Annotated in this window: 24 protein-coding genes; 8 read left to right on the forward strand and 16 right to left on the reverse strand. The window is 42.2% G+C overall.

What is annotated here, in order from left to right:
* Positions 1 to 109 precede the first annotated feature (109 nt).
* The 7 genes from BANVL01_RS23960 (at position 110) to BANVL01_RS23990 (ending at position 6,982) form a co-directional block, all read left to right on the forward strand.
* Positions 110 to 1,255, forward strand: coding sequence for a branched-chain amino acid ABC transporter substrate-binding protein (locus tag BANVL01_RS23960; protein ID WP_066091162.1), 1,146 nt, complete (start codon positions 110 to 112; stop codon positions 1,253 to 1,255).
* A 100-nt stretch (positions 1,256 to 1,355) separates the two neighbouring features.
* Positions 1,356 to 2,261 (forward strand): branched-chain amino acid ABC transporter permease, encoded by a 906-nt coding sequence (locus BANVL01_RS23965; RefSeq protein ID WP_066096874.1) that lies wholly within the window; start codon positions 1,356 to 1,358, stop codon positions 2,259 to 2,261.
* A gap of 2 nt (positions 2,262 to 2,263) precedes the next feature.
* A complete protein-coding gene (locus tag BANVL01_RS23970) occupies positions 2,264 to 3,235 on the forward strand; it encodes a branched-chain amino acid ABC transporter permease (protein WP_066091164.1) in 972 nt (323 codons plus the stop codon).
* 31 nt (positions 3,236 to 3,266) lie between these two features.
* Entirely contained in the window at positions 3,267 to 4,037 is a 771-nt protein-coding gene (locus tag BANVL01_RS23975; protein ID WP_066091166.1) for an ABC transporter ATP-binding protein, read from the forward strand.
* Complete coding sequence (locus BANVL01_RS23980; protein WP_066091168.1) at positions 4,034 to 4,750, forward strand: ABC transporter ATP-binding protein; 717 nt, start codon at positions 4,034 to 4,036, stop codon at positions 4,748 to 4,750. The genes BANVL01_RS23975 and BANVL01_RS23980 overlap by 4 nt, the downstream gene beginning before the upstream one ends.
* A gap of 361 nt (positions 4,751 to 5,111) precedes the next feature.
* The gene (locus BANVL01_RS23985) at positions 5,112 to 5,438 is read left to right on the forward strand and encodes a DUF485 domain-containing protein (RefSeq protein ID WP_082805125.1); all 327 of its coding nucleotides are present in this window, start codon (positions 5,112 to 5,114) and stop codon (positions 5,436 to 5,438) included.
* Positions 5,438 to 6,982, forward strand: coding sequence for a solute symporter family protein (locus BANVL01_RS23990; RefSeq protein WP_066091172.1), 1,545 nt, complete (start codon positions 5,438 to 5,440; stop codon positions 6,980 to 6,982). The genes BANVL01_RS23985 and BANVL01_RS23990 overlap by 1 nt, the downstream gene beginning before the upstream one ends.
* Before the next feature lie 42 nt (positions 6,983 to 7,024).
* Here BANVL01_RS23990 and BANVL01_RS23995 read toward each other — a convergent pair whose 3' ends face one another.
* The 6 genes from BANVL01_RS23995 to BANVL01_RS24020 form a co-directional block, all read right to left on the reverse strand.
* Positions 7,025 to 8,401, reverse strand: a complete 1,377-nt coding sequence (locus BANVL01_RS23995; protein ID WP_082805126.1) for a DEAD/DEAH box helicase — start codon at positions 8,399 to 8,401, stop codon at positions 7,025 to 7,027.
* 118 nt (positions 8,402 to 8,519) lie between these two features.
* Entirely contained in the window at positions 8,520 to 8,972 is a 453-nt protein-coding gene (locus BANVL01_RS24000; RefSeq protein WP_066091175.1) for an OsmC family protein, read from the reverse strand.
* An 11-nt stretch (positions 8,973 to 8,983) separates the two neighbouring features.
* Positions 8,984 to 10,153 carry a cobalamin-independent methionine synthase II family protein gene (locus tag BANVL01_RS24005; protein ID WP_066091177.1) on the reverse strand — a complete coding sequence of 390 codons (1,170 nt, stop codon included), beginning with the start codon at positions 10,151 to 10,153 and terminating at the stop codon, positions 8,984 to 8,986.
* A 16-nt stretch (positions 10,154 to 10,169) separates the two neighbouring features.
* Entirely contained in the window at positions 10,170 to 10,883 is a 714-nt protein-coding gene (locus BANVL01_RS24010; RefSeq protein WP_066091180.1) for a sulfurtransferase TusA family protein, read from the reverse strand.
* Between the two features lie 14 nt (positions 10,884 to 10,897).
* Positions 10,898 to 11,260: a DsrE family protein gene (locus BANVL01_RS24015; protein WP_066091182.1), complete on the reverse strand. Its 363-nt coding sequence runs from the start codon at positions 11,258 to 11,260 to the stop codon at positions 10,898 to 10,900.
* Between the two features lie 45 nt (positions 11,261 to 11,305).
* On the reverse strand, positions 11,306 to 11,539 hold the full coding sequence (locus tag BANVL01_RS24020; RefSeq protein WP_066091185.1) for a sulfurtransferase TusA family protein: 234 nt from the start codon (positions 11,537 to 11,539) through the stop codon (positions 11,306 to 11,308).
* Positions 11,540 to 11,689: 150 nt separating this feature from the next.
* Here BANVL01_RS24020 and BANVL01_RS24025 point away from each other — a divergent pair, with 150 nt between their 5' ends.
* Positions 11,690 to 12,589 (forward strand): selenium metabolism-associated LysR family transcriptional regulator, encoded by a 900-nt coding sequence (locus tag BANVL01_RS24025; protein WP_066091186.1) that lies wholly within the window; start codon positions 11,690 to 11,692, stop codon positions 12,587 to 12,589.
* Between the two features lie 11 nt (positions 12,590 to 12,600).
* On the opposite strand, the gene BANVL01_RS24030 is transcribed toward BANVL01_RS24025, so the two are convergent.
* From BANVL01_RS24030 to BANVL01_RS24075, 10 genes are all read right to left on the reverse strand, one after another.
* Positions 12,601 to 14,100, reverse strand: a complete 1,500-nt coding sequence (locus tag BANVL01_RS24030; protein WP_066091188.1) for an acyl-CoA synthetase — start codon at positions 14,098 to 14,100, stop codon at positions 12,601 to 12,603.
* A gap of 264 nt (positions 14,101 to 14,364) precedes the next feature.
* A complete protein-coding gene (fabG, locus tag BANVL01_RS24035; protein WP_066091190.1) occupies positions 14,365 to 15,105 on the reverse strand; it encodes a 3-oxoacyl-ACP reductase FabG in 741 nt (246 codons plus the stop codon).
* 4 nt (positions 15,106 to 15,109) lie between these two features.
* Positions 15,110 to 16,000 (reverse strand): intracellular short-chain-length polyhydroxyalkanoate depolymerase, encoded by an 891-nt coding sequence (phaZ, locus tag BANVL01_RS24040; protein ID WP_066091191.1) that lies wholly within the window; start codon positions 15,998 to 16,000, stop codon positions 15,110 to 15,112.
* A 1-nt stretch (position 16,001) separates the two neighbouring features.
* The gene (locus tag BANVL01_RS24045) at positions 16,002 to 17,021 is read right to left on the reverse strand and encodes a 3-oxoacyl-ACP synthase (RefSeq protein WP_172800876.1); all 1,020 of its coding nucleotides are present in this window, start codon (positions 17,019 to 17,021) and stop codon (positions 16,002 to 16,004) included.
* Between the two features lie 11 nt (positions 17,022 to 17,032).
* On the reverse strand, positions 17,033 to 17,212 hold the full coding sequence (locus BANVL01_RS24050) for a hypothetical protein (RefSeq protein ID WP_066091193.1): 180 nt from the start codon (positions 17,210 to 17,212) through the stop codon (positions 17,033 to 17,035).
* Positions 17,213 to 17,224: 12 nt separating this feature from the next.
* Positions 17,225 to 18,223, reverse strand: coding sequence for a branched-chain amino acid ABC transporter permease (locus BANVL01_RS24055; protein WP_066091195.1), 999 nt, complete (start codon positions 18,221 to 18,223; stop codon positions 17,225 to 17,227).
* A 4-nt stretch (positions 18,224 to 18,227) separates the two neighbouring features.
* On the reverse strand, positions 18,228 to 19,088 hold the full coding sequence (locus BANVL01_RS24060; protein WP_066091197.1) for a branched-chain amino acid ABC transporter permease: 861 nt from the start codon (positions 19,086 to 19,088) through the stop codon (positions 18,228 to 18,230).
* An 18-nt stretch (positions 19,089 to 19,106) separates the two neighbouring features.
* On the reverse strand, positions 19,107 to 19,817 hold the full coding sequence (locus BANVL01_RS24065) for an ABC transporter ATP-binding protein (RefSeq protein WP_066091199.1): 711 nt from the start codon (positions 19,815 to 19,817) through the stop codon (positions 19,107 to 19,109).
* Positions 19,792 to 20,568 carry an ABC transporter ATP-binding protein gene (locus BANVL01_RS24070; RefSeq protein ID WP_066091201.1) on the reverse strand — a complete coding sequence of 259 codons (777 nt, stop codon included), beginning with the start codon at positions 20,566 to 20,568 and terminating at the stop codon, positions 19,792 to 19,794. Before BANVL01_RS24070 ends, BANVL01_RS24065 begins: the two co-directional genes overlap by 26 nt.
* 86 nt (positions 20,569 to 20,654) lie before the next feature.
* Positions 20,655 to 21,893 (reverse strand): substrate-binding domain-containing protein, encoded by a 1,239-nt coding sequence (locus BANVL01_RS24075; protein WP_425311839.1) that lies wholly within the window; start codon positions 21,891 to 21,893, stop codon positions 20,655 to 20,657.
* Positions 21,894 to 22,180: the final 287 nt, after the last annotated feature.

Genomic DNA, 22,180 nt, shown 5'->3' on the forward strand with positions numbered 1-22,180 from the left:
TTTTAGAAAGCCCTTTCATTAAGGAGGTGATTTACTAGTAAATCGTTATGCTTTTGTAGGAACCGGGTAAAAAAGTGCCATTTAAAAAAAGTAATCAAGGGGGATTAAAATGAGAAAACATTCAATAATCGCATTAGGTTTTGTGCTTGTACTGTCACTTTTTTTAAGCGCTTGTTCTAGTAAAACTGGCTCTGGGGATAATGCAAGCGGAGATGAGATTTTAGTAGGGGTCCTTCTGCCTGTAACAGGAAATAATGCTACAGACGGGAAAGACATGTTGAATGCAATGAAAATGGCAGTTGAAAAGATTAATAGCGACGGCGGAGTTTTGAAGAAGAAAATTAAACTAGAAGTGGCTGATGATGGCTGTGACCCGCAAATGGCCACTACCGCAGCAAACAAGCTAGTTTCTAAGAAAGTAGTTGCCATTGTTGGTGGTTATTGCTCGGGGTCGACATTGCCGGCATCAGGTGTTTTCCATAATGCAAACATCCCGATGATTGTAGCGGCAGCCAATTCATCAGAATTACCAAAACAAAATTATGACACGTTATTTTTAATTAACGGACTAGTCCCTGACCAGGCTCAATCTGGAGCTGATTATTTTAACGACAAAGGGGCTAAAAACATTGCGATTATCCATGATAACTCTGCCTACGCGAAGGATTTGGCGGATTTCGCCAAAAAATCAGTTGAAGAAAATGGCGGAAAGATCATTGCCTTCGAAGCCATCAATCCCGAAGAAAAAGATTTTGGTTCACTGATGACAAAGTTAAAGTCACTCAAACCTGACGGAACCTATTTTACAGGATATTATGCAGCCGGCGGCCTAATGTTAAAGCAATTTAAACAAAAGGGTGTTTCAGGTTCGTTTATGGTCGGTGATGGAAGTTACTCACCGGATATTATCGATATTGCCGGTTCTGAAGCAGCGAATGATCTGTTAGTAACCGCAACACCAACAGCTAATTTTATCCCGGGTGCTGAAGAATTTGTTAAAAATTATAAAAGTAAATACAAAGACTTGTCCCCTGGTCCATTTTCTGCCCTTTCCTACAACGGCATGAACCTTTTAGTTGATGCGCTAAAAAGAGCGGATTCCACAGACAAGGATAAGATTAAAAAGGCATTAAAAGAGACAAAAGCATTTGAAGGAATTGGACAAGTCATTGAATTTAGTGACCAAAACACGTTAAGTCAATCAAACTTCCACGTAATGAAAGTGGTTGGTGGAGAATTCACCTTAGAAAAATAGAGTAGATCCCTCGTTGGAGCTGTTTTACAAATTGATTTAAACAGCTCCAATGATATTCATTCTTTTACAAGCAAATACAGCAGAAGAGAGTGATAAAATTATGGATGTTTTTTTACAGATTTTCTTCGATGGACTTGTTATCGGTGCCTTTTACAGTTTAATTGCTTTAGGATATACGATGGTATACGGGATTATCAAACTGCTAAACTTTGCCCATGGTGATTTTTATATGCTCGGTGCTTTTATAGGCTATGCACTACTTTCCTTTTTTACTGGAGACGGCGGGCTAAATGCCGGTTTACTAGGTATTGGAGCTGTTTTTATCGTCACCATGATTATTGTTGGCCTCGCCGGAATGGGTGTAGAAAGAATTGCTTATCGTCCCCTGCTCACGGCCCCAAGACTTTCAATCCTTATTACCGCAATCGGAGTCTCATTATCATTAGAGTATGCTTCCATGATTGGATGGGGAGCTTCTTATAAGGTATACCCGATTAAATTACCTAAAAATGGATTAGAAATTATCGGTGCGCAAATCTCGTTTGCTCAAATCGGGTTGATTGTCCTATCTGCCCTTTTGATGATTGGGCTTCGACTTTTTATTGAAAAGACCATATATGGGAAGGCAATGCGTGCTATCGCCTTAGATCAGGCAGCTTGCAGCTTAATGGGAATAAATGTTTATCGCATTATCTCTCTTACCTTCTTTATCGGTGCCTTTTTGGCTGCAGGAGCAGGAATCATGTCGGGAGTTTATTACGGAACCATTAATTTTATGATGGGCTTCATCATTGGATTGAAGGCGTTCACAGCTGCTGTTTTAGGTGGGATTGGAAATATTACCGGTGCCATGATAGGCGGCTTAGTACTTGGGCTTGTCGAGTCCTATGGTACGTATTACCTAGGTGGTTCGTGGAAGGATGTATTGGCGTTCGGCATTCTTATTTTATTTTTAGTATTTAAACCTACAGGAATACTTGGTGCAAAAGAAATGGAGCGGATGTAAGTATGAAAAAATATAAGAAACATTCTCTTTTGCTTCTAGTCATCGTCATGTTCATTCTTCCACTCCTTCTAGATATTTATTGGCTTGATGTTTTAACACTCGTTCTATTTTATGTCGTGCTCACACAAGGATTAAATATAGTAGTAGGCTATACAGGTCTGCTTGACTTGGGCTATGCTGCATTCTTCGCCGTTGGTGCCTATACGACAGCGATATTAATGACCACCTTCCATTGGTCCTTCTGGTTAACGCTTCCTGTCGCTGCAATCTTTGCTGCCGTCGCTGGGATCATTGTTGGCACACCAACACTGAGACTAAGAAGTGATTATTTGGCCATTGTCACCCTTGGCTTCGGTGAAATCGTGCGAATATTAGCGATAAATTTAGATATTACAGGATCAGCATCAGGGATTTATGGGATCCCTAGACCAACCATTGGAAGTTACGTGCTGTCTTCGCAACAAGATTTTTATTATTTAATTCTGATTGTCGCCATTCTATCTGTTTTGGTTGTCTATCGATTAGGTCATTCTAGAATTGGTCGTGCATGGGTATATATTCGCGAAGATGAAGACGCCGCTGAAGCGATGGGAATCAACCGCATTCGCCTTAAATTATTATCCTATGCAACAGGCGCTGTCATTGGCAGTTTAGCCGGATCCATTTTTGCGGTAAAAATGAGTGCCATCGCACCATTAAGCTTTAGCTTTCTACAATCGGTGATGATTCTCCTTGCTGTTGTATTAGGCGGACTTGGCAGTATTCCCGGTGTTGTGATTGGTGCTGCATTAGTCATTGTCCTCCCTGAAGTTCTGCGCGGGGCAGAAGATTGGCGTTATTTAATATTCGGTGTGGCCTTAGTCATTATGATGATATTCCGTCCTCAAGGGATATTACCGAAAAAATATGAAACAGAGGATCGTTCCGACCCTGAAGAGGAAACGAATGATAAAAACCACTCGATATCTGTTTAATTTTATCTATTAACTCCATAGGGGGTATCGCATGTCTATATTAACTGTGAAGAATCTAAAACTTCAATTCGGCGGACTACTAGCGGTCAATGATTTGTCCTTTACTGTTGAAAAAAATACTATATCCAGTATAATCGGTCCAAATGGCGCTGGAAAAACATCGGTATTTAATATGATTACCGGATTCTATCGACCAACTAGCGGTGAGATTGAATTAGACGGTACTAGTTTAATAAATAATAAACCTAGTCAAATAACAAAATTAGGGATGGCCCGTACATTTCAGAACCTTCGTTTATTTCCTAACCTTTCCGCTTTAGATAATGTAAAGTCAGGGATGCATTGCCGAACAAAAGAAGCAGTCTGGGGAGCTTTATTCCATACAAAAAGCCAAAAAGAAGAAGAAAGATTAATAGATGAAGTGGCACAGGAGTGCATTGATTTTGTTGGAGTACGCAAATATATGAAAAGATCAGCAAAAAATTTGCCTTATGGTGCACAACGTTATTTAGAAATTGCTCGCGCCTTAGCCACAAAACCGAAAATATTACTTCTGGATGAGCCGGCAGCTGGCTTAAACTTTGAAGAGAAGCAATACTTGATTCAGCTTATTCGGCGTATTCGCGATGAATTCCAAATTACAGTGCTAATGATTGAACATGATATGGGATTGATCAAGGAAATCTCTGAACATATCACTGTCATTGATTATGGTTGTAAAATTGCTGAAGGAACCCCTGATGAGGTGCTGAAAAACGAAAAGGTTATTGAAGCGTACTTAGGAAAGGAGGATGTGATATGAAGTCCTTGTTAAAACTTACGAATGTAAATTCATACTATGGAAAAATTCGTGCGTTAAATAATCTAAGTTTGGAAATAAACGAGGGAGAAATAGTCGCCTTACTTGGCAGCAACGGAGCGGGTAAAAGTACGACACTTAAAACGATTTCCGGGCTTATTAAACCAAAATCTGGCGAAATAGAATGGAATGGGCAAAGTTTGGTCGGTGTTCCCCCACATAAAATTGTGGAATCAGGGATTATTCATGTGCCTGAAGGCCGACGAATCTTCGGGGGACTAACCATCACAGAGAACCTGGAATTAGGTGCCTTTACCTTCAGAAAGAACAAGAAATGGGTGAAAGAAGGAATCGAACGCTCTTTTGATCTGTTCCCTCGATTAAAGGAACGGGCGAAACAGCCAGCCGGTACGCTTAGCGGCGGTGAACAGCAAATGCTTGCCATCAGCCGCGGTCTCATGGGCGACCCGAAGCTTCTGATGCTGGATGAGCCCTCGATGGGACTGGCACCTATCATTGTTCAAGAGATTATGAGAATTATCAAGGAGATCAACAAACAAGGAACAACCATTTTGTTAATCGAGCAAAATGCAAAGGCTGCACTAAGGTTGGCAAACAGAGGATATTTAATAGAAATAGGAAATATCATCTTGCACGATACAGCCGATGTCTTACGTGAGGATGATAAGATTATTAAAGCATATTTAGGTGCCTAACCACGTTTTGGCCGTTTTTGATAAACAGTTTATCAAAAGCGGTTTTTTCATTCCAATATTAAAAAAATGTTCTCTAGAACATACCGCTCTCTACTTCTCCGAATCATAGCCATTAGAATAGGTCTTTTGAAGCATTTACCTTTTTTACCAATTTCCTCTTGCAAATTTAATTATCTTACTACTATAATTATTAACAAAATGTATTTATAAAATTCTAAAAAATCTGCATTCAAGGAGGTGAGTGAAAAAAATAAACATATCTTGCCACAAACTAGTTTTTTCCTCAGCAAATGACCAATCAGCATTGTCTTTTTACCTCAGAATTTGAACAAAGGGTTTTATACGAGAGGGGGAGCTTCCATTGGAGGCACGAAAAACGAAGACTGTTTCTGAAAACGATTACAGTTCAATTGCTCAATCACCATCTTTCCAAGCTTTACTGTCTGAAAAGAAAAAATTCATCATCCCAGTCACTATTTTCTTTTTTTGCTTTTATTTTGCATTGCCTATTTTAACTTCCTATTCAACCGTGTTAAATCATAAGTTTATCGGAAGTATAACCTGGGCGTGGGTTTTTGCCTTCCTTCAATTTATCATGACCTGGGGATTGTGCATGCTTTACTCCAAAAAAGCGGCTAAATTTGATGAACTAGCAAACCAGGTTGTTGAAGAAAGGGGAATTAGCTGATGAACACTCCTGCTTTTATCATGTTTCTTGGAATCGTTTTTGTAACGCTAATCATTACATACTACGCTTCTAAAAAAACGAAAAATGCAAGTGAATTTTACACGGCCGGCGGGGGGCTGACAGGCTGGCAAAATGGACTAGCCATCGCCGGAGATTATATGTCGGCTGCTTCCTTCCTCGGAATTGCCGGTGCAGTCGCCCTAACGGGTTTTGATGGCTTCTTTTATAGTATTGGATTCTTGGTCGCCTATCTTGTTGTCCTTTATTTAGTGGCTGAACCCCTAAGGAACCTTGGAAAATATACATTTGCCGATATGATTGCCTCACGTTTTGATGCGAAAAAGGTCCGTGGTTTTGCGGCCATGAACACGGTTACGATTTCTATTTTTTATATGATTGCCCAACTTGTCGGGGCTGGTGCACTTATTAAATTATTATTAGGGTTAAGCTATACCACATCCGTCTTAATCGTTGGCGTGCTGATGACTGTTTATGTTATCTTTGGCGGAATGCATGCAACGAGCTGGGTGCAGATCATTAAGGCAGTCCTTCTAATGGGAGGAACCTTAGTCATCTCGATTATTGTGTTTTCCAAATTCAACTGGAGTATCACCGATATGTTTGCCCAAATGAAAACGGCGACACCATTAAAGGAATCCTTCTTAAATCCTGGTGTTAAATACAAAATTGGACTTGATACGATTTCGTTAAACATGGGACTAGTCCTTGGAACAGCTGGTCTTCCCCACATTCTTGTACGTTTTTTTACAGTAAAGGATGCGAAAACAGCTCGTTCATCTGTTGTGTATGCTACATGGGTCATTGGAATCTTTTATGTTATGACCATTTTCCTTGGCTTTGGCGCAGCTGCATTTGTCGGTAATAGTTCAATAGTAGCGGCAAATCCGGCAGGAAACATGGCGGCACCATTGTTAGCGAAGGCTCTTGGAGGCGACATGCTGTTTGCGTTTATTTCAGCAGTAGCATTTGCAACAATTCTAGCAGTTGTGGCAGGACTTGTACTTACAGCGGCTTCTGCATTTGCTCATGATTTCTATAATGAAATCCTCCGCAAAGGAAAAGCAACAGAAAAGCAGCAGGTTAGTATGGCGCGCTGGGCCGCAATTGGGGTATCTGTTATTTCTATTATTCTAGCATTGGGTGCGCAATCACTAAATGTTGCCTTCCTTGTATCGCTTGCCTTTGCTGTTGCAGCAAGTGCGAACTTACCGGTTATTATCTACACAATCTACTGGAGACGTTTTAATACAACAGGCGCCGTATGGGCCATGGTGGTTGGGCTTATTTCTGCAATCGGCTTGGTTGCCATCGGCCCAAGTGTGATTAGTCCGGAAGCAGGAAAAGCGATTTTTGTAGGGAATCCAATCTTCCCATATACGACTCCGGGAATTCTTTCCATCCCGCTCGGATTCCTTGCTGGTTACCTTGGAACCCTCTTCTCCAGTCAAAAAGCGGATGTAAAGAAATACGAAGAAGTATTAGTAAAGTCCAATACAGGAATTGGCTTGGCTAATAATCGATAAAGAAAAGCGGGGCTGAAGATATTTTCAGTCCCGCTTTTTATTTCATTTTGGATAACTTCGTTTCGTTTTATCGCTAGATTTACGAACCTCTTCCCGTTTATTTTTGGGAGGTGCTCCGATAGTAGTTTTGTTTCTTCTTTTATCTGGACCAGCCTTGGTGCCCCGTTTTTGCCCGCTTCTATTCTCATTTGGGTTCGAATGTTTTCGATTCCTCAATCCGCTTTTTTGATTTTCCCTTGCTGTACCTCGTTTATCACTCTTACTATTAGGTAGTCCACCGCGCGAATTGTCTTCGCTCTCCTCTGAATTCCCTGTGTTTTGTTTTTCAATGGTAATATGCAGTTCTTTTTCAATCATAGTGAGGACCGGCACATTTGCTGAGGTATATAATGTAATCGCGATTCCGGTCATTCCCGCTCTGCCCGTTCTTCCGATTCGGTGAATATAGCTTTCCGCATCCTCAGGAATATCATAGTTAAACACATGGGTAACCCCTTCAACATCAAGCCCCCTGGCAGCAACATCAGTTGCGACCAATAATTGGGTCTCGGCATCTCTAAAGCGTTTCATCGCCTGTTCTCTTTTAGCCTGTGACAAATCGCCATGCAATTCATCACAGGGAAAACCATGGGCTTTAAGCGCATCATAAAGTTTGCTTACCCTTCGTTTTGTCCTGCAAAAAATAACTGCTAAAAACGGACGATGCGTTTCAACTAAGTGAATGAGCGCTGCTTGTTTCCCGCGGTCCGTTGTATGAATGGCAAGCTGTTTGACATTGTCTGCCGGACCTTGTGTTTTTTCCACCTGAATGTATTCTGGCTCACGCATATGCTTTTTGGCTAATTGGCGGATTTCCGGCGGCATCGTTGCCGAGAACAGCATTGTCTGTCGGTCAGCCGGTGTTTCCCTAATAATATCTTCCACTTCACCAAGAAAGCCAATATGAAGCATTTGATCTGCTTCATCTAAAACAAGGAAGGATATTTCTGATAATCGAACTGTTTCCCTTCTTATGTGGTCTAACAGCCTGCCAGGTGTTCCAACGACAATTTGCGGGTTCCTTTTTAGCTTTTTTAACTGTTTCGCCACATCCTGCCCGCCATAGACAGCCAAAACATCAATCCCTGGCATATCCGCAATCAGCTTTTCAAATTCCTCCGTGATTTGCAAGGCTAATTCTCGAGTAGGCGTCACGATGAGCGCTTGAACATGTGTTGCTTCCCGGTCAATCTTTTCAAGAATTGGCAAGATAAAGGCAAACGTCTTCCCTGTTCCCGTTTGCGCCTGGGCAATAATATCGTTCCCTTTCATCACAAATGGAATCGCTTGTTCTTGGATTGGTGTTGGTTTAGCAATTCCGTGGCCGCGTAATTTATCTACTACTGCTTCTGAAATACCTAATGATAAAAAATCTGACAAACATACCCCTACTTTCACATTTCCTATCCACTAATATTGCTTGTTTATCGTCCAAATTGCAAATATCAATCTATTAAATGGAAAAGGAGTGATGCAGAAACATCACTCCTTCGCAATATTAAGCTATTACCGCCGCTTTCACCCATTGATTTTCAACAGGAATTCCGGCATCCTTTATTGTTCGAAAAACAGGGCATCTGAGGTCAACTGCCATTTGTAATTCATCAATTCTTTCTTGCGGTTCGGAAGTTTCGACAACTGCTTTGACGGTGACTTGCTGGAAGTAAGGTTTTACGGACAAATCCCCCATTAATCCTGCTAAATCTATACTGCCTTCGACATCAAAGGAGATGCCTTGAAGATCGAACTTCATTTCCTGAGCAATCAATTGGGCCATAACATTTTCACAGGCGATCAGTGAGGATAGAAACGTTGATAGCGGATCAATCGCCGAGTCCTTTCCGCCAAACGATACTGGTTCATCGATCGCGATTGTATGCTTGCCGGCAACCGCGTCGAGGCGCATTCCCGTTCCTTTACCTTCTACTTTAAAGTTCATCATTTGTCCCATTTTAATTCCTCCTATACCGAAACCATTTCCCGCAGCTTCTTTGCTGCCTCCGTCATAACCTTTAATTTTTCAAACGCAATCTTTTCACTATTCATTGGCCGCTGTGCAAACGTCCCGAATCCGCAATCCGGATTTAAGAAGACTTTTTCGTCAGGCAAATATTTTCTTACCTCTTGAACACGTTCAACAATCTCTTCAACTGTTTCAACTGTTTCCGTTCGCGGGTTAACAATGCCAAATCCGAGCTCTTTTCCGCCAAAATCTCGAATCGCATCAAGCTCCCCGGCTCGAGGTGTCGCATATTCAAGTATTAGCTGGTCGACATTTACATTCGCCAGATATGGGATTAACGGATAATAGGGACCGCGCAGCAGCACCTGCTCTTGCGTGCTCCAATTGCCGCGGCAAACATGAACACCGATTCTTGAACCCCTGCCTAACATCCCGTCTGTAACCTGATTCATTAAATCCAGTGCAAACTCAATTTCTTCTTCGGCATCCGCCTTAGCGGTCAATGCGCCGCACATGAACGTCCGGTTGGCATTTTTTTGTGTAAAAACAAGCTCTGTTAATACCGGCTCATCGAATTGAATAAAATCAACTCCAGCCGCAATTAGCTCTTCCAATTCTTCGCGTAAAACTTTAATAATATCGACAGCCAAATCCTCTTTCGTCGGGTAAGCATCTTTCGATAACCCTTCTACCCACATGGCCCTTGTTAATAAATAAGGACCTGGGAGCATGACCTTAATCGCTTTATCGGTATGTTTCTTTAAAAATAAATAGTCATTTAATGCAAGCGGTTTTTTACGGCTGATTTTTCCTGCTGCAGCCGGGTTTGACATTGAGAATGCCGGAACGTCTAGTGTTCCGAGGATTTCTTCAAAGCTTGCTTTATCTTCGACATATTCAAGGAGCTCTGATACCATCAACATCCGGACATTGTGTAAATGTTCGGCAACAAAGGAGATAAAATTATCACGCCGCTGTTCACCGTCCGAGACAATATCAATCCCTGCATCTTCCTGCCATTTCAAACACTGCAACACGGCCACATCCGCAATTGACTGAAACTCTTCTTCGCTTATTCTTCCGGCCCGCTTGTCACGCATAGCCTTTTTCACTTCAACTGACCTCGGCCAGCTTCCAATCACAGTCGTTGGAAACGTTGGTAAATTCACGATTGTTGAGACCCCCTTAAAACACAATTGAGAGCTTAATGTTAATCGATACTGCTTGTTTTAGTGTTTGGTAGATTGGTGACCGCTTAAGCGTATTTTCCCATAATTCTTCGAGCGCAGCTTCTGATTCAGGTGATGATACATAAAATGTGCCCGTAATCTGCTCAAGTTTCGGACTGCCTTCATCTTCTAATTCCAGATGAAACAACACATTATTGAGGCCGCCCTTTAATGCAAGCTCAAGATTATCAATCTCAAGATTACGCTTTGATGCCTGCGCTTTAAAACCAACTGTCAAACAAGAGGCAAGTGAGGCGAGCAGATAATCAATCGCACTTGGTGCATTGACCTTTGGACTAAAGTCAGCCGGCTGCCCCGCTATAAAAGTATGGTTTCTGGAATGGATTTTTGCAGAGAGATCTTTTTCCCCTCGAACACGCACACTCCATTGATAACCTTTTGCTGCTTGTAAATCCTGCTCTAATTCTGCTTGAGCGGAACCTTTTCTGATAAAATATCGGGTCGTATTTTCACCAGGTTCTGAACCGAGAAATTCATGATTGACCATTCGGCACCATGCCGGCAGGTCCTCGGCCACTGTTCGTTCCCTGCTGCGGACTTCAAGGATCTGACCATCCGAAAGGGGATCCATTGCTTTTTTTATAATCAATAGCAAACCTGAACCACAATCTAAGTCTCCGCCATCACAGACCGCATGAGCTGTTTCCATGTTATTCACCTGATTTAGTAAGTAATCGAAGCTGCACCCTGGCTTAGGAACTCAACTAATTTTGCTCCGCCAACAATCGTTGCACCTTCTACTAGATTTTCTTCATCTAACTCGCGCTTTTTATAGCATGGGCTGCAGACCCAAAGAGTTCCGCCTGCTTCTACAAATTGATCCATAAGTTGTTTTAACGGCGCAAAGCCGACTTCGTGAATGTCATCTGCATACCCTTTTGATGCAAGGTAAGCGCCTTCAACATTTAAGAAAATAACCGTTTCTTGCCCTGATGCGACTGCTGCATTAGCAACAACAAACCCAACCGTTGCTTTATCAGGATCATTCTTTGCATTTGTTAAACTTACTAAAAATTTGCCAGCCATATTTCATTCCTCCATTATTTTTGTTTTTTATGTAAAAGGCCTTGTTTAGCCTTTTTCAATATAGTAATGACTTGTTTTGCCATCGTCCTTACGTTCAAGAAGTGTGTGTTTTTGCATTCTGCACCATGCCGGCAGGTCCTCTCTTGCTCCGGGATCATAGGAAATCACTTCGATGATTTGGCCGCGTTCCATCTTTTTCATGGTTAGGAACAAATTCATTATTAGCTCACCGCACCCGGTTGGTCCTGCATCATAAAGTAAATCTGATTCAAATGACATATTTCTCTCCCTTCGGCAAATCTGTCAATAACTCTTCAAATAGATGAGTCACTTTTATTATAGAAAAGTGGTACGATTAAATAAATTCAATTTATCTATTTCACCATTCGCTATTAATCGATTATATAAATAATTAAGGAGTAGATTCCGATGGATTTGCACCAACTCTACGTTTTTACAAAGGTGGTTGAGCATAAGAGCTTTTCTAAGGCTGCAGAGGATATTTTCTTAAGTCAATCCACGGTTAGCTCACACATTCAGGGATTGGAAAAAATGCTGGGCATAAGGCTTTTTGACCGTGTTGGCAGGGAAAGCATTCTTACACCCCAAGGGGAACGGTTATATCAATGGGCACTTAAACTATTGCTCATTAAAGACCAGGCATTACTCGATTTAAAGCAGGGGATGACGGAGCTTCGGGGAATGGTTAAAATAGCAGCAAGCTCCGTACCTGGGCAGTTTATCATTCCAGAAATGGTTAAACAATTTCGCAAGGATTATCCTGAAGTTTTGTTTCATATTAACCAATCTTCCTCAAAAATTGTTGCCGAAAAAGTGTTGAACGGATCTGTTGATATTGGGATATTAGGCGAAAAATATGAGGATGATAAACTTCGCTATATTCCCTTGTTAAAAGAAAGATTAGTGCTGATTACTTCGAATCGGGTTGAATTATCCGGGGGAACCGTCAACATCCAGGATATAGTTGAGTACCCTTTTATCATGCGAAATTCTAATTCTGGAACAAATGCAATTCTTGAAAGATTCTTGAAAAAGAATAACATTGCTAAGGACAAATTAAATATTTTTGCCTATATTGAGGATGGCCAGAGTTTAATTCAGTTTGTGATGCAGGATGTCGGGATCTCGATAATTTCGGAAATAGCCGCGAGAGGATATGCTGCTAAAGACATGCTAAAAATGTATGATATTAATGGATTTCATGATGAAAGGTATTTTTATCTAGTTTACAACATTAATAAAACCCAATCGCTTCTTTCAAAACTATTTATTGATAGTACGAGTGAGGATCTTGCTGAAAAAGGCTAAAAGGGAGAACGTTACTTGTTCTCCCTCTTCCTCATTTCCTTTAATCTCTTTTTATCTATTTTTCCAACATGGGTTTTTGGCAGTTCTGCTAAGCGAATGAACTGTTTTGGAATTTTGTATCGGCCTAGTTTTAACTCACAATACATTTTTAATTCCTCATCTTGTATGGTGTAAGTTTGCTTTAAAGCAATGAACGCGGCAACCACTTCACCCCATTTTTCATCAGGCATACCAAGGACCGCCACCTCATCAATTGCCGGATGTGCGGCCAGCCAATGCTCTACTTCAAGTGGATAGACATTTTCTCCACCCGTAATAATCATATCTTTTTTCCGGCCGACAATATAATAGAAGCCTTGTTCATCCCTTTTCGCTAAATCCCCCGTATGGATCCAGCCATTCTTCCACGTTTCCTGTGTTGCCTTTTCGCGGTTCCAATAAAACGAAAAGGCGTGCTTCCCTTTTATTAAAAGTTCCCCGACCTCATTTGGCTCCGTCTCACAGCCATCTGCTTTTACTAGTTTTATTGAATTAAACAGCATCGGTTTGCCGACAGATCCACGTTTCAATTGTGCATCTTCCGGACTAATATAAAAATTGTTAGGCCCTGCTTCTGTCAGCCCGTATCCCTCTTTAAAAGCTAACCCCTTTTTCTGAAAAGCCTCGTAGATTTGCATAGGGCACGGTGCTGCCCCCGATAAAAAAATCTTCATAAAAGGGAAATCACTGTTTTGAAATTCGTCTGTTTGAATCAGCATGTGGTACATGGTTGGAACGAGGAGAATCGTTGTGCAGCGATACCGATTCAGGGCTTCCACTGCTTTTTCTCCTATAAATGGCTCGCCTATGACGACAGTTCCGCCAATCATCAGGATGGGAATGCTCAAGGCATTTAGTCCGCCGGTATGAAACATCGGCATATAGTTAACTGTCACATCATTCTCCGTTAAGCTCCAGCTAACAATTGTGTTAATCGCGTTCCAGAGAATGGATTGGTGACTTAACACAACTCCTTTTGGTTTCCCGGTTGTTCCGCCCGTATAAATCATTGCCAGCGGATCAGTTTCAAAGATTTCCTCTTGGGGTAAATCCCCAATTGGAAAGGTGACTAGTTCTTCGTAACTGGCATCCCCAATAAAAAATGTATTTACGTTATTTAGCTGTTGATGTATAGCTTTAAACTGCTGATGGATTCCGATTAAAATAGGTGTACAATCCGCCAATATCTCGTTTATTTCATGAAATGATAAGCGCCAATTAAGCGGAACGAAGATGGCACCAATTTTCCCGCAGGCAATCAATAGGTCAAAATAGCTAATATGGTTTGGCGATAATAGGGCCACTCGATCGCCTTTTTTAACGCCACGGGCATGAAGCCAGCTTGAGGTCGAGTTTGTCCGTTTATTCAATTGTTCAAATGTCCATGCCTTGTTTGTCTTTTCATCTATAATGGCATCCTTATTTGGCGATAATCGTGCCCGATTTTCCAGCCAATCCCGTTCCCAGTTCACCGACCAATCGCTCCTTCACTACTAGATGGAACTATCTTACTCATTTTTAGTTACAGGGCAGTTACATGGGATAGCATTTGGGCGCATTCTACAAATTTTAAGGGGCATTCTACAATTTTGGGGCTTCTTTCTACAATTTTGAGTGGACATTCTACAAATTTGGAGCTTCTTTCTACAAAATTCAAAGAACATTCAACAAAGTTCACACAAGAGTCACAATTTACCACACAAAAAAAAACGACCCCAATAAGGTCGCTTCCACTATTACATCATAATCCCGCCATCCACATGAAGCACGGTTCCGTTTACGTAATTTGATTCATCCGAGGCTAGGAACAAATAAGCATTCGCGATGTCCTCCGGCTTTCCTAATCGCGCGAGCGGGACCATCTGCATCATTTGCGCTAACACTTTTTCCGGCACCTTTGCCGTCATCCCTGTTTCGATAAATCCTGGGGCAACTGCATTGACATTAATCCCTTTCCGTCCAAGTTCCTTCGCCCATGTCTTTGTCATCCCGACAATACCTGCTTTAGTAGCCGCATAATTCGTTTGTCCGACATTTCCATAGACTCCGGAGACAGAAGATGTGTTAATAATTCTGCCGCGGCCATTCGCAATCATTGCTGGCAATACAGCCTGTGTACAGTGAAAAACACCCGTAAGATTGACATCAAGCACTGCTTCAAAATCTTCAACCGATAGCTTTGACAGCATCGCATCCCTCGTTATTCCCGCATTATTAATCAAGATATCGATTTTCCCATAGGCCGCTAGAACCTTATCGACCATTTCATCCACACTCTGGCGGTCTGCTACATTTACTTGAAAAAAAGTAACTTCATAGCCTGCTTGCCGCAGCTCACGAACCTGTTCTTCCCCTTGTTCCACATTAAAATCTGCCATCGCCACCTTTGCGCCTTCTCGAGCAAAAACCTCTGTAGCGGTTAAACCGATTCCGCCCGCCGCCCCTGTTATGATCGCTACTTTATCTTGTAATCTCATCCACTTAATCCTCCAAGAAATTTGTCATCGCCTTCAATAATTTCGGCAAATCATCCACCAATGGAGAATGCCCGCAATCTTTTAATTCGATATAAACCGCTTTTTCTCCCAGATCCTCCACAAGTTCTTTCGTCATCTCTTTTGCAATCACCATATCGCGGTCTCCTTGCAGTACAAGGACAGGGACACCGATTAAATCTACTTTGCCATTCCCTTCGACAAGCCCATTATGGTGACGGCTAATATTAAAGGTATTATTGGCATGATGAACCTCTGCCAAATTCCTTTGTGTTCTCATGTCTTGAACATACTCTTCATAAAGCTCAGCAGCTGGCTGATTATCCGTATAAATAACCGCATTCCAAATCAGTTTCAATAAGTCCACATTATTTGTGTCATAGGCTGTTTGCACAGGAATCGTCCGAATCAAATCCTGTTTAATCTCTTCATGTAAGGCAAACCGCCGCGGTTCATCCATTTCATTTATTTTTCCATAGAATGGGTAGCCACGCGTCGATTCCGATGCTAATAAAATCAGCTTATTACAATAGCCCGGATAATCAGCAGCGAATTGCATCGCTACCGCTCCGCCTGTTGACCAGCCCGCCATCGCGAAATCCTTCAGGCCAATTTCATCAACAAACAGCTTCACATCATCAGAAAAATCTTTAATCGACATGACTAGATTGTTATAGCTGGAACCGCCAAAGCCGCGCAAATCAACCGCATAGAGCTTATATTTCTTATCCATATTGTCAAGCACCAAATCCCAATGCTTCGACGATGTCATGTTTCCATGGATTAATAAAACCTTTACCTCTCCGCCTTCTCTCTCCCTGTAAGCCAATGTTTCTCCATTTGGCAAAAGCACTTCCTTCAAAGCAACGTTACCCATCTCAATCACCCTTCCCCCATTTAATTGTTGTTGCTCCCCAAGCATAGCCAATTCCGGCACTAACCAAAACGACAACATCACCATCCTTGACCTTTCCTTCTTTCAAGGCAAGTTCCAATGACAAAATCTGATCGATTTGCCCGATATGTCCATAGTCTTCAAGATATATAGACTGTTCTTCGGACAAGCCAAGTTCTTTTAATACATATTCGTGAGCCGATTTTTTCATATGAAGAATCGCCAAATAGGAAAGATCTTCTTCCCTATAGCCGCTTTTTCGTAGAGACTCGCGAATCACCTTTAAAAAATTGTCCATCGATTTTTGTTCCAAACGCCGCTTCATGCCTTCAGGGTCAAGAACATCAAGCTTATTGAGGCGCTGTTCAATAGCATCCACAGTAATCGGGTTCTTAGTACCGCCGGCAACAACGACAACATCCTCGGAAAAAGAACCATCCGTGATAAGTTCAGTTTCTAATAGAAGGTTTTCGTTATACCCCTTTTGTAAAAGGAGTGCGCCGCCCCCGGCACCCAGATTAAACATAAACCGGGTTCTCGGATTCTCGTAATCAATGAAATCAACATTGCGATACCCGCCTGCGAGCAGGACAGTTCGAATCCCAGGATCAGCGATCATCAAACTTTTCGCTACTTTTAACGCCATGACAGTCGTCCCGCATCTTAACGCCACATCAAAGGCCCAGGCATTAAACGCCCCGACCTCTTCTTGCAGCTTAATCCCTGCCGTCCAAAGTGGGTACTCCTTATGTTCTTCGCCAATATATATCACGAGATCAATCTCCAATGGGTCAATCCCCGCCTTGGCAATCGCCTTTTTCGCAGCAGTAATCCCCATTTCACATGTATGGTCATCGGGTCCAGGGATATGCTTTTTCCTGATTCCCATTTTCTCTTCGACAACAGGAGCAGGGATACCTGCCAGTTCTGCAATCTCTTTACCAGTCAAAAATTCCTCTGGTAAGTAAATACCTGTGCTCAGAATACCAATTTGCAACACCATCACCTTCTCCTCTATGCTTCCCCTGCCATTTCCTGCATGAATTCCATCGCTTCCTCAACCGATTCAAACAACGTCTCTCGCTCTTCTTGGACATGTGTAACCTTTATTCTCCATTGTTTTTTCCCAGTTTCCTTTTCAATAGCGGCAAGTTGAAAACGAACGACGAAGGAAGCAATTTGATTAATTTCCATATGTCTCCCCCTCTATCCCGCTATCTTTTCTTCTTTTTTTACAGCAGGCTGTTTTTTCCGGTTCCAAGAAAGTGTACGTAACGTCCCGACAATTCCTCTTGGGAAAAACATCACGACCAAAATATAAATAATGCCAAAGAAGATAATCCAGCGCTCAAAAATCCAATGCTCTTTCGCCAGTTCCGTCAGCCAATGATGGGCAAACTCAATTAGACCTGCTCCAATGATGGCACCGACTAATGTGCCTACTCCGCCAATGATTGTCATTAATAAAGCATCCAAGGTGATATCCATTGCAAACACACTCGTATTCACAAAGCGCAGTGAAATCGCATATAAGATTCCTGCAACTCCTGCTAATACTCCGGACATTACACTTGCGGCAATTTTATAATGGAGCACATGAAACCCTAATGATTCCGTTCGTTGTTCATTTTCCCTGATTGCTTGCAGAACTCTGCCCAGCGGGGAATTGGTAAACCGCTTCAGGATGAGAAATACCGCAACCATGACAATTAAACAAAGCAGGTAAAAATTAGTCCGGTCAATAAACAGTTCCGGGACGCGAAAGGTGAAGCCATCATTCCCATAAGTCATTGTCCGCCATTTTTCCGCTAAGACAAGAAAAAGTCCTGATAACGATAAGGTTAACATCGCATAGAAATGACTTTTTAAACGAAGTGTAAGCAAGCCAACAAGGAAGCTGACGATACCAGTAAGAACAACGGTCGTCAGTACCGCCAAGAAGAAATACCCGAGCGTTGGTTCAAACCGCTTCATAAATATCCCCATCGAATACGCGCCGATGCCAAAAAACATCGCATGCCCAAAGGAAACAATACCGGTAAAGCCCAACAACAAGTCATAACTCATCGCAAAGATTGAAAAGACAAACACCTGTGTTAACAAAATCAATAAGTTTCTCGATTCATAGACGAACGGCAAAAGGAGTAGAAAAGCTGCAACGACTAAAACGATAGCTGTCATCCTATTTCCTTGAATCAATCGCATGATCTCACCCCTTTGCCCCAAATAGACCCTGCGGTCGAATAATTAATACTATCGCCATGAGGAGCATATTTACCGCCAGCGATAGGTCGGGGACATAATAAGCCATGAACGAACCGGAAAGCCCTACCAAGATAGCGGCTAACACAGAGCCTTTGAAATTGCCCATCCCCCCGATAACGACAACAATGAAGGCTAAGATGGCGAATTCCATCCCCATCCCGGCATGAATGACCCCGGAATACGGGCCGAGCAGTACACCGCCAAGTGCGGCCATCCCGGCACCAATCATAAATACAAACATAAACACCCTTTGAATATTGATTCCAAGTGCTTGCACCATTTCTTTATTCATCACACCTGCACGGACAACAAGGCCAATCTTTGTTTTTTTAAGTAAAAATTGCACCCCTGTAAAAATGAGAAACCCTACTAAAATGATAAATACTCGGTACTTGATGATAATCACGCCGCCGAGCTCCCAGCTGCCCTTTAAATAGTCCGGAGGTGATGCGGTAATTTGATTGGGTCCCCAAATCACTTTCAGCATTTCAGATAAAACAAGCATGAGACCAAGGGTAATTAAAATCTGTTGCACATGGTTGCCGTAAACCGGTTTAATAATCCACTTTTCAGTAATAATCCCGAGCAGAAATCCGGTCAAGATGGCGCAAATGATCCCGATGATAAAACTGCCAGTCTGCGAATAAATCCACAGTCCGCTATAAGCTCCCCAGGCAAATAAGCCGCCGTGGGCAAAATTCAGCACATCCATCAAACCAAAAATCAGCGTTAAACCAGCAGCCAATAAAAAGATCAGCATCCCTGTTGCCAGGCCGTTTAAGGTTAAATTTATGATTAAATCCACGAAGAAGTCCCTCCTTCCTTAAGCAATCCCTAAATACTTTCGTTTCATTTCTTCATCTTCTTTTAATTTCTTCATTGCTCCATGACTCACGGTTCGACCATCGTCAATAATGTAAAATTGATCGCCAATTGTGCTCGCCATCATGAAATTTTGTTCCACTAATACAATGGTTGTTTCAGCTTTCATTTGGATTATGGAGTCCATTACCTTTTCGACGACAATGGGTGCCAAGCCTTTACTAGGCTCATCAATTAACAGCAGCTCGTTTTCATTCACATACGCTCTTGCGATGGATAGCATTTGTTTTTGACCACCGCTTAACAGGCCACCTGGTTTTTTCCAAAACCTTTTCAAGTCGGGGAACAGATTTAAGATCCAATCCATTCGTTTAGCGGTTTCTTCATCGTCTTTTTGAATCGCCACTCTCATGTTTTCCTCAACCGTTAGTCCGGCAAAAATCCCCTGATCCTCGGGAACATAACCGATGCCCTTTTTGGCAATCGTATAGGTTGGCAGGGACTGAATTGCTTCTCCTTTAAACGTGACGCTCCCTTTCGAGGCCGGATTCAGCCCTATTATCGTTCGTAATGTTGTTGTTTTTCCAGCGCCATTTCTTCCAAGAAGTACCGTTACTTCCCCTTTTTTCACCTCAAAGGAAACACCTTGGAGAATATGATATTGACCGATATGGGTTTCTACTTTATCAAGTTTTAACAGGTCGTTGTTCATCGAGTTGACCTCCTAAATAGGCAGACTGTACTGTCTCGTTTTTCATGATCTCTTCCGGGGTTCCGTCGGCCAAAAGCCTTCCATTAAATAGAACCATGACCGAATCCGATAAATCGAGAATCATATCCATCTTGTGTTCAATCAGGATAATCGTTCGGTTTCCTTGTTCCTTAATTCTTTTGATCACTTCTAGAATCGCCGGAACTTCCTCAAGCGACATCCCTGCTGTTGGTTCGTCCAATAATAGAATCTCTGTTTCAAGCGCCAGCAGCATCGCAATTTCAAGCTTCCGCTTTTCGCCATGGGCCAGATTGCTTGCAAGCGACCCCTTTTTATCGTCTAACAGGACAAGCCTGAGCCATTCTAATGCCTTTTCTTCAAATGCTCGATATTTTTTATAATGAAACAGCATCTGATATCGAATTCCTGCCTGTGATTGGACCGCTAATCTTACATTCTCTAATACGGTTAAATTAGGGAATACATTGGTAATTTGAAAAGAACGTCCAATTCCCGCTCTTGTGCGGTTTGTCGGTGAAAATTTCGTGATATCCTTTCCGCGATAATAGATTTTTCCTTGAGTCGGCATTAATTGACCGCTAAGGAGATTAAAAAAAGTTGTTTTTCCGGCGCCATTTGGCCCGATAATCGACTTAAAATGCTTCTCCGGAACAGAAATACTGACAGCATCCACAGCAGTATGGCCGCCAAAGGTAATCGATAGGTCAGTTGTTTCAATAAGCGAGGACATTCGCTTCACCGCCTTGTATAGAAATAAGGAAGAGGCTGACCGTGTTTTACTCGGTCGAACCCCCGTCATTTTTACTTGATATTTTCTTAATTGTTGCGGATTGGCGGCGCCGTTTCTTCCGGAGTCAGTTCCCTGATCAGCACTGGTACTGGATATGGAACGCCGTCTTTCTTCTCTAGCTTAATCGCATATAATGCTTGCAAGGCTTGATGATCTTCCGGACGGTAGGTCATTTTTCCTTTCGGTGTCTCAAAGCTCATGCCTTCCAATGTTTTGATCAGTTTATCGGCATCAGCCTCACCATTCGATTTCTTCAATGCTTCTACAATCGAAATGGCGGCACTCATCCCGCCAGGTGTAAACAGATCAGGAACATCGCCGTTAAAGCGCTTCTTATGCTCTGCTACTAGCCAGTCGTTAATTTTATTTTTCGGCAGGTCATGATAATAAACGGTGAATCCTTCCATCCCAATCAACGGCTCCATTGTCGATAATGCCGCAATATCCGGCGCTCCCGTTGAAATCTTGATTCCTTTCTCTTGCACCTTCATGTCGGCAATCTGCTTCCATGGAGAGTTTGCACCAGCCCAAACAACGAATAAATAATCAGGTTTGGCATCGACGATTTTTTGAATATTGGAAGTGAAATCTGTTGCCGCAGGATCCGCATACTCTTCCTTTACAATTTCGGCCCCCAGCTTTTTAGCTGCTTCTTTAAAGGCTGCCACCCCATCGCGGCCAAAGGAATAATCCGGTGCAAGCGTGGCAATTTTTACGCCTTTTTTGGCAATTGCCGCTGCCCCAGCAACCGCATCCTGTGAGGAGTTGCGTGCTGAATGGAACATGTACTTATTAAACTCTGAACCTGTAATACTATCAGCGGCCGCTGGTTCAACAACCATGATCTTTTTATATTCCTCTGCTAACGGGAGGACGGCCAGTGTGTCCGCTGAGCTGGATGATCCAACTAGAAAATCCACCTTATCTTCTTCTAATAATTTTGTTGCCTTTTGGACAGCTACTTCCGGCTTCGTTTCGGTATCTTCAACAATGAATTCAATCTTTCTGCCGGCAACCTCCATCTTTCCATCTGTCGCATAATCAAGCCCAAGCTCAAAACCTCTTAATGTTTGCTTTCCGTAAGATTCAAGTGCTCCTGTCTTCGAGGCAAGCACCCCAATTTTAATCGGTTCTTTATTTTCCGTTTTCTTTCCGCCATCGTCCTTTGGCTCTGATGATGATTTGTCAGAGCTGCAAGCACTGGCAAAAATCATCATAAACATAAGTAATCCTAATAATGCCCATTTCCCGCGATACCCCTTCACACTTTTTCCCCCTTAAAATGTTTACTTTAAAAATTGCAAAGCTTTGAGTTTATGATAGGAGTTTGAAGTTACAGGGGAGTTACAAATAAGAAAAACGGAAGCGCCTTGCCGAGGGGCTGGAGCTGGACAATAAAAAACAGCCCTAGTTAGTAAGGCTGTTCGAAATGAATTTATAAAGTATTCTTATAAGACTATAATTGTTTCAAGTTTTTTTACCTGGTAATACCAAGCGTATGTTTCTCTCATTCATTTAATGGATATTCCTTTTCAGCTGGTAAAATTTCCTC

It is taken from the genome of Neobacillus novalis NBRC 102450, from assembly GCF_001591805.1.
Taxonomy (GTDB): Bacteria; Bacillota; Bacilli; order Bacillales; family Cytobacillaceae; genus Neobacillus; species Neobacillus novalis.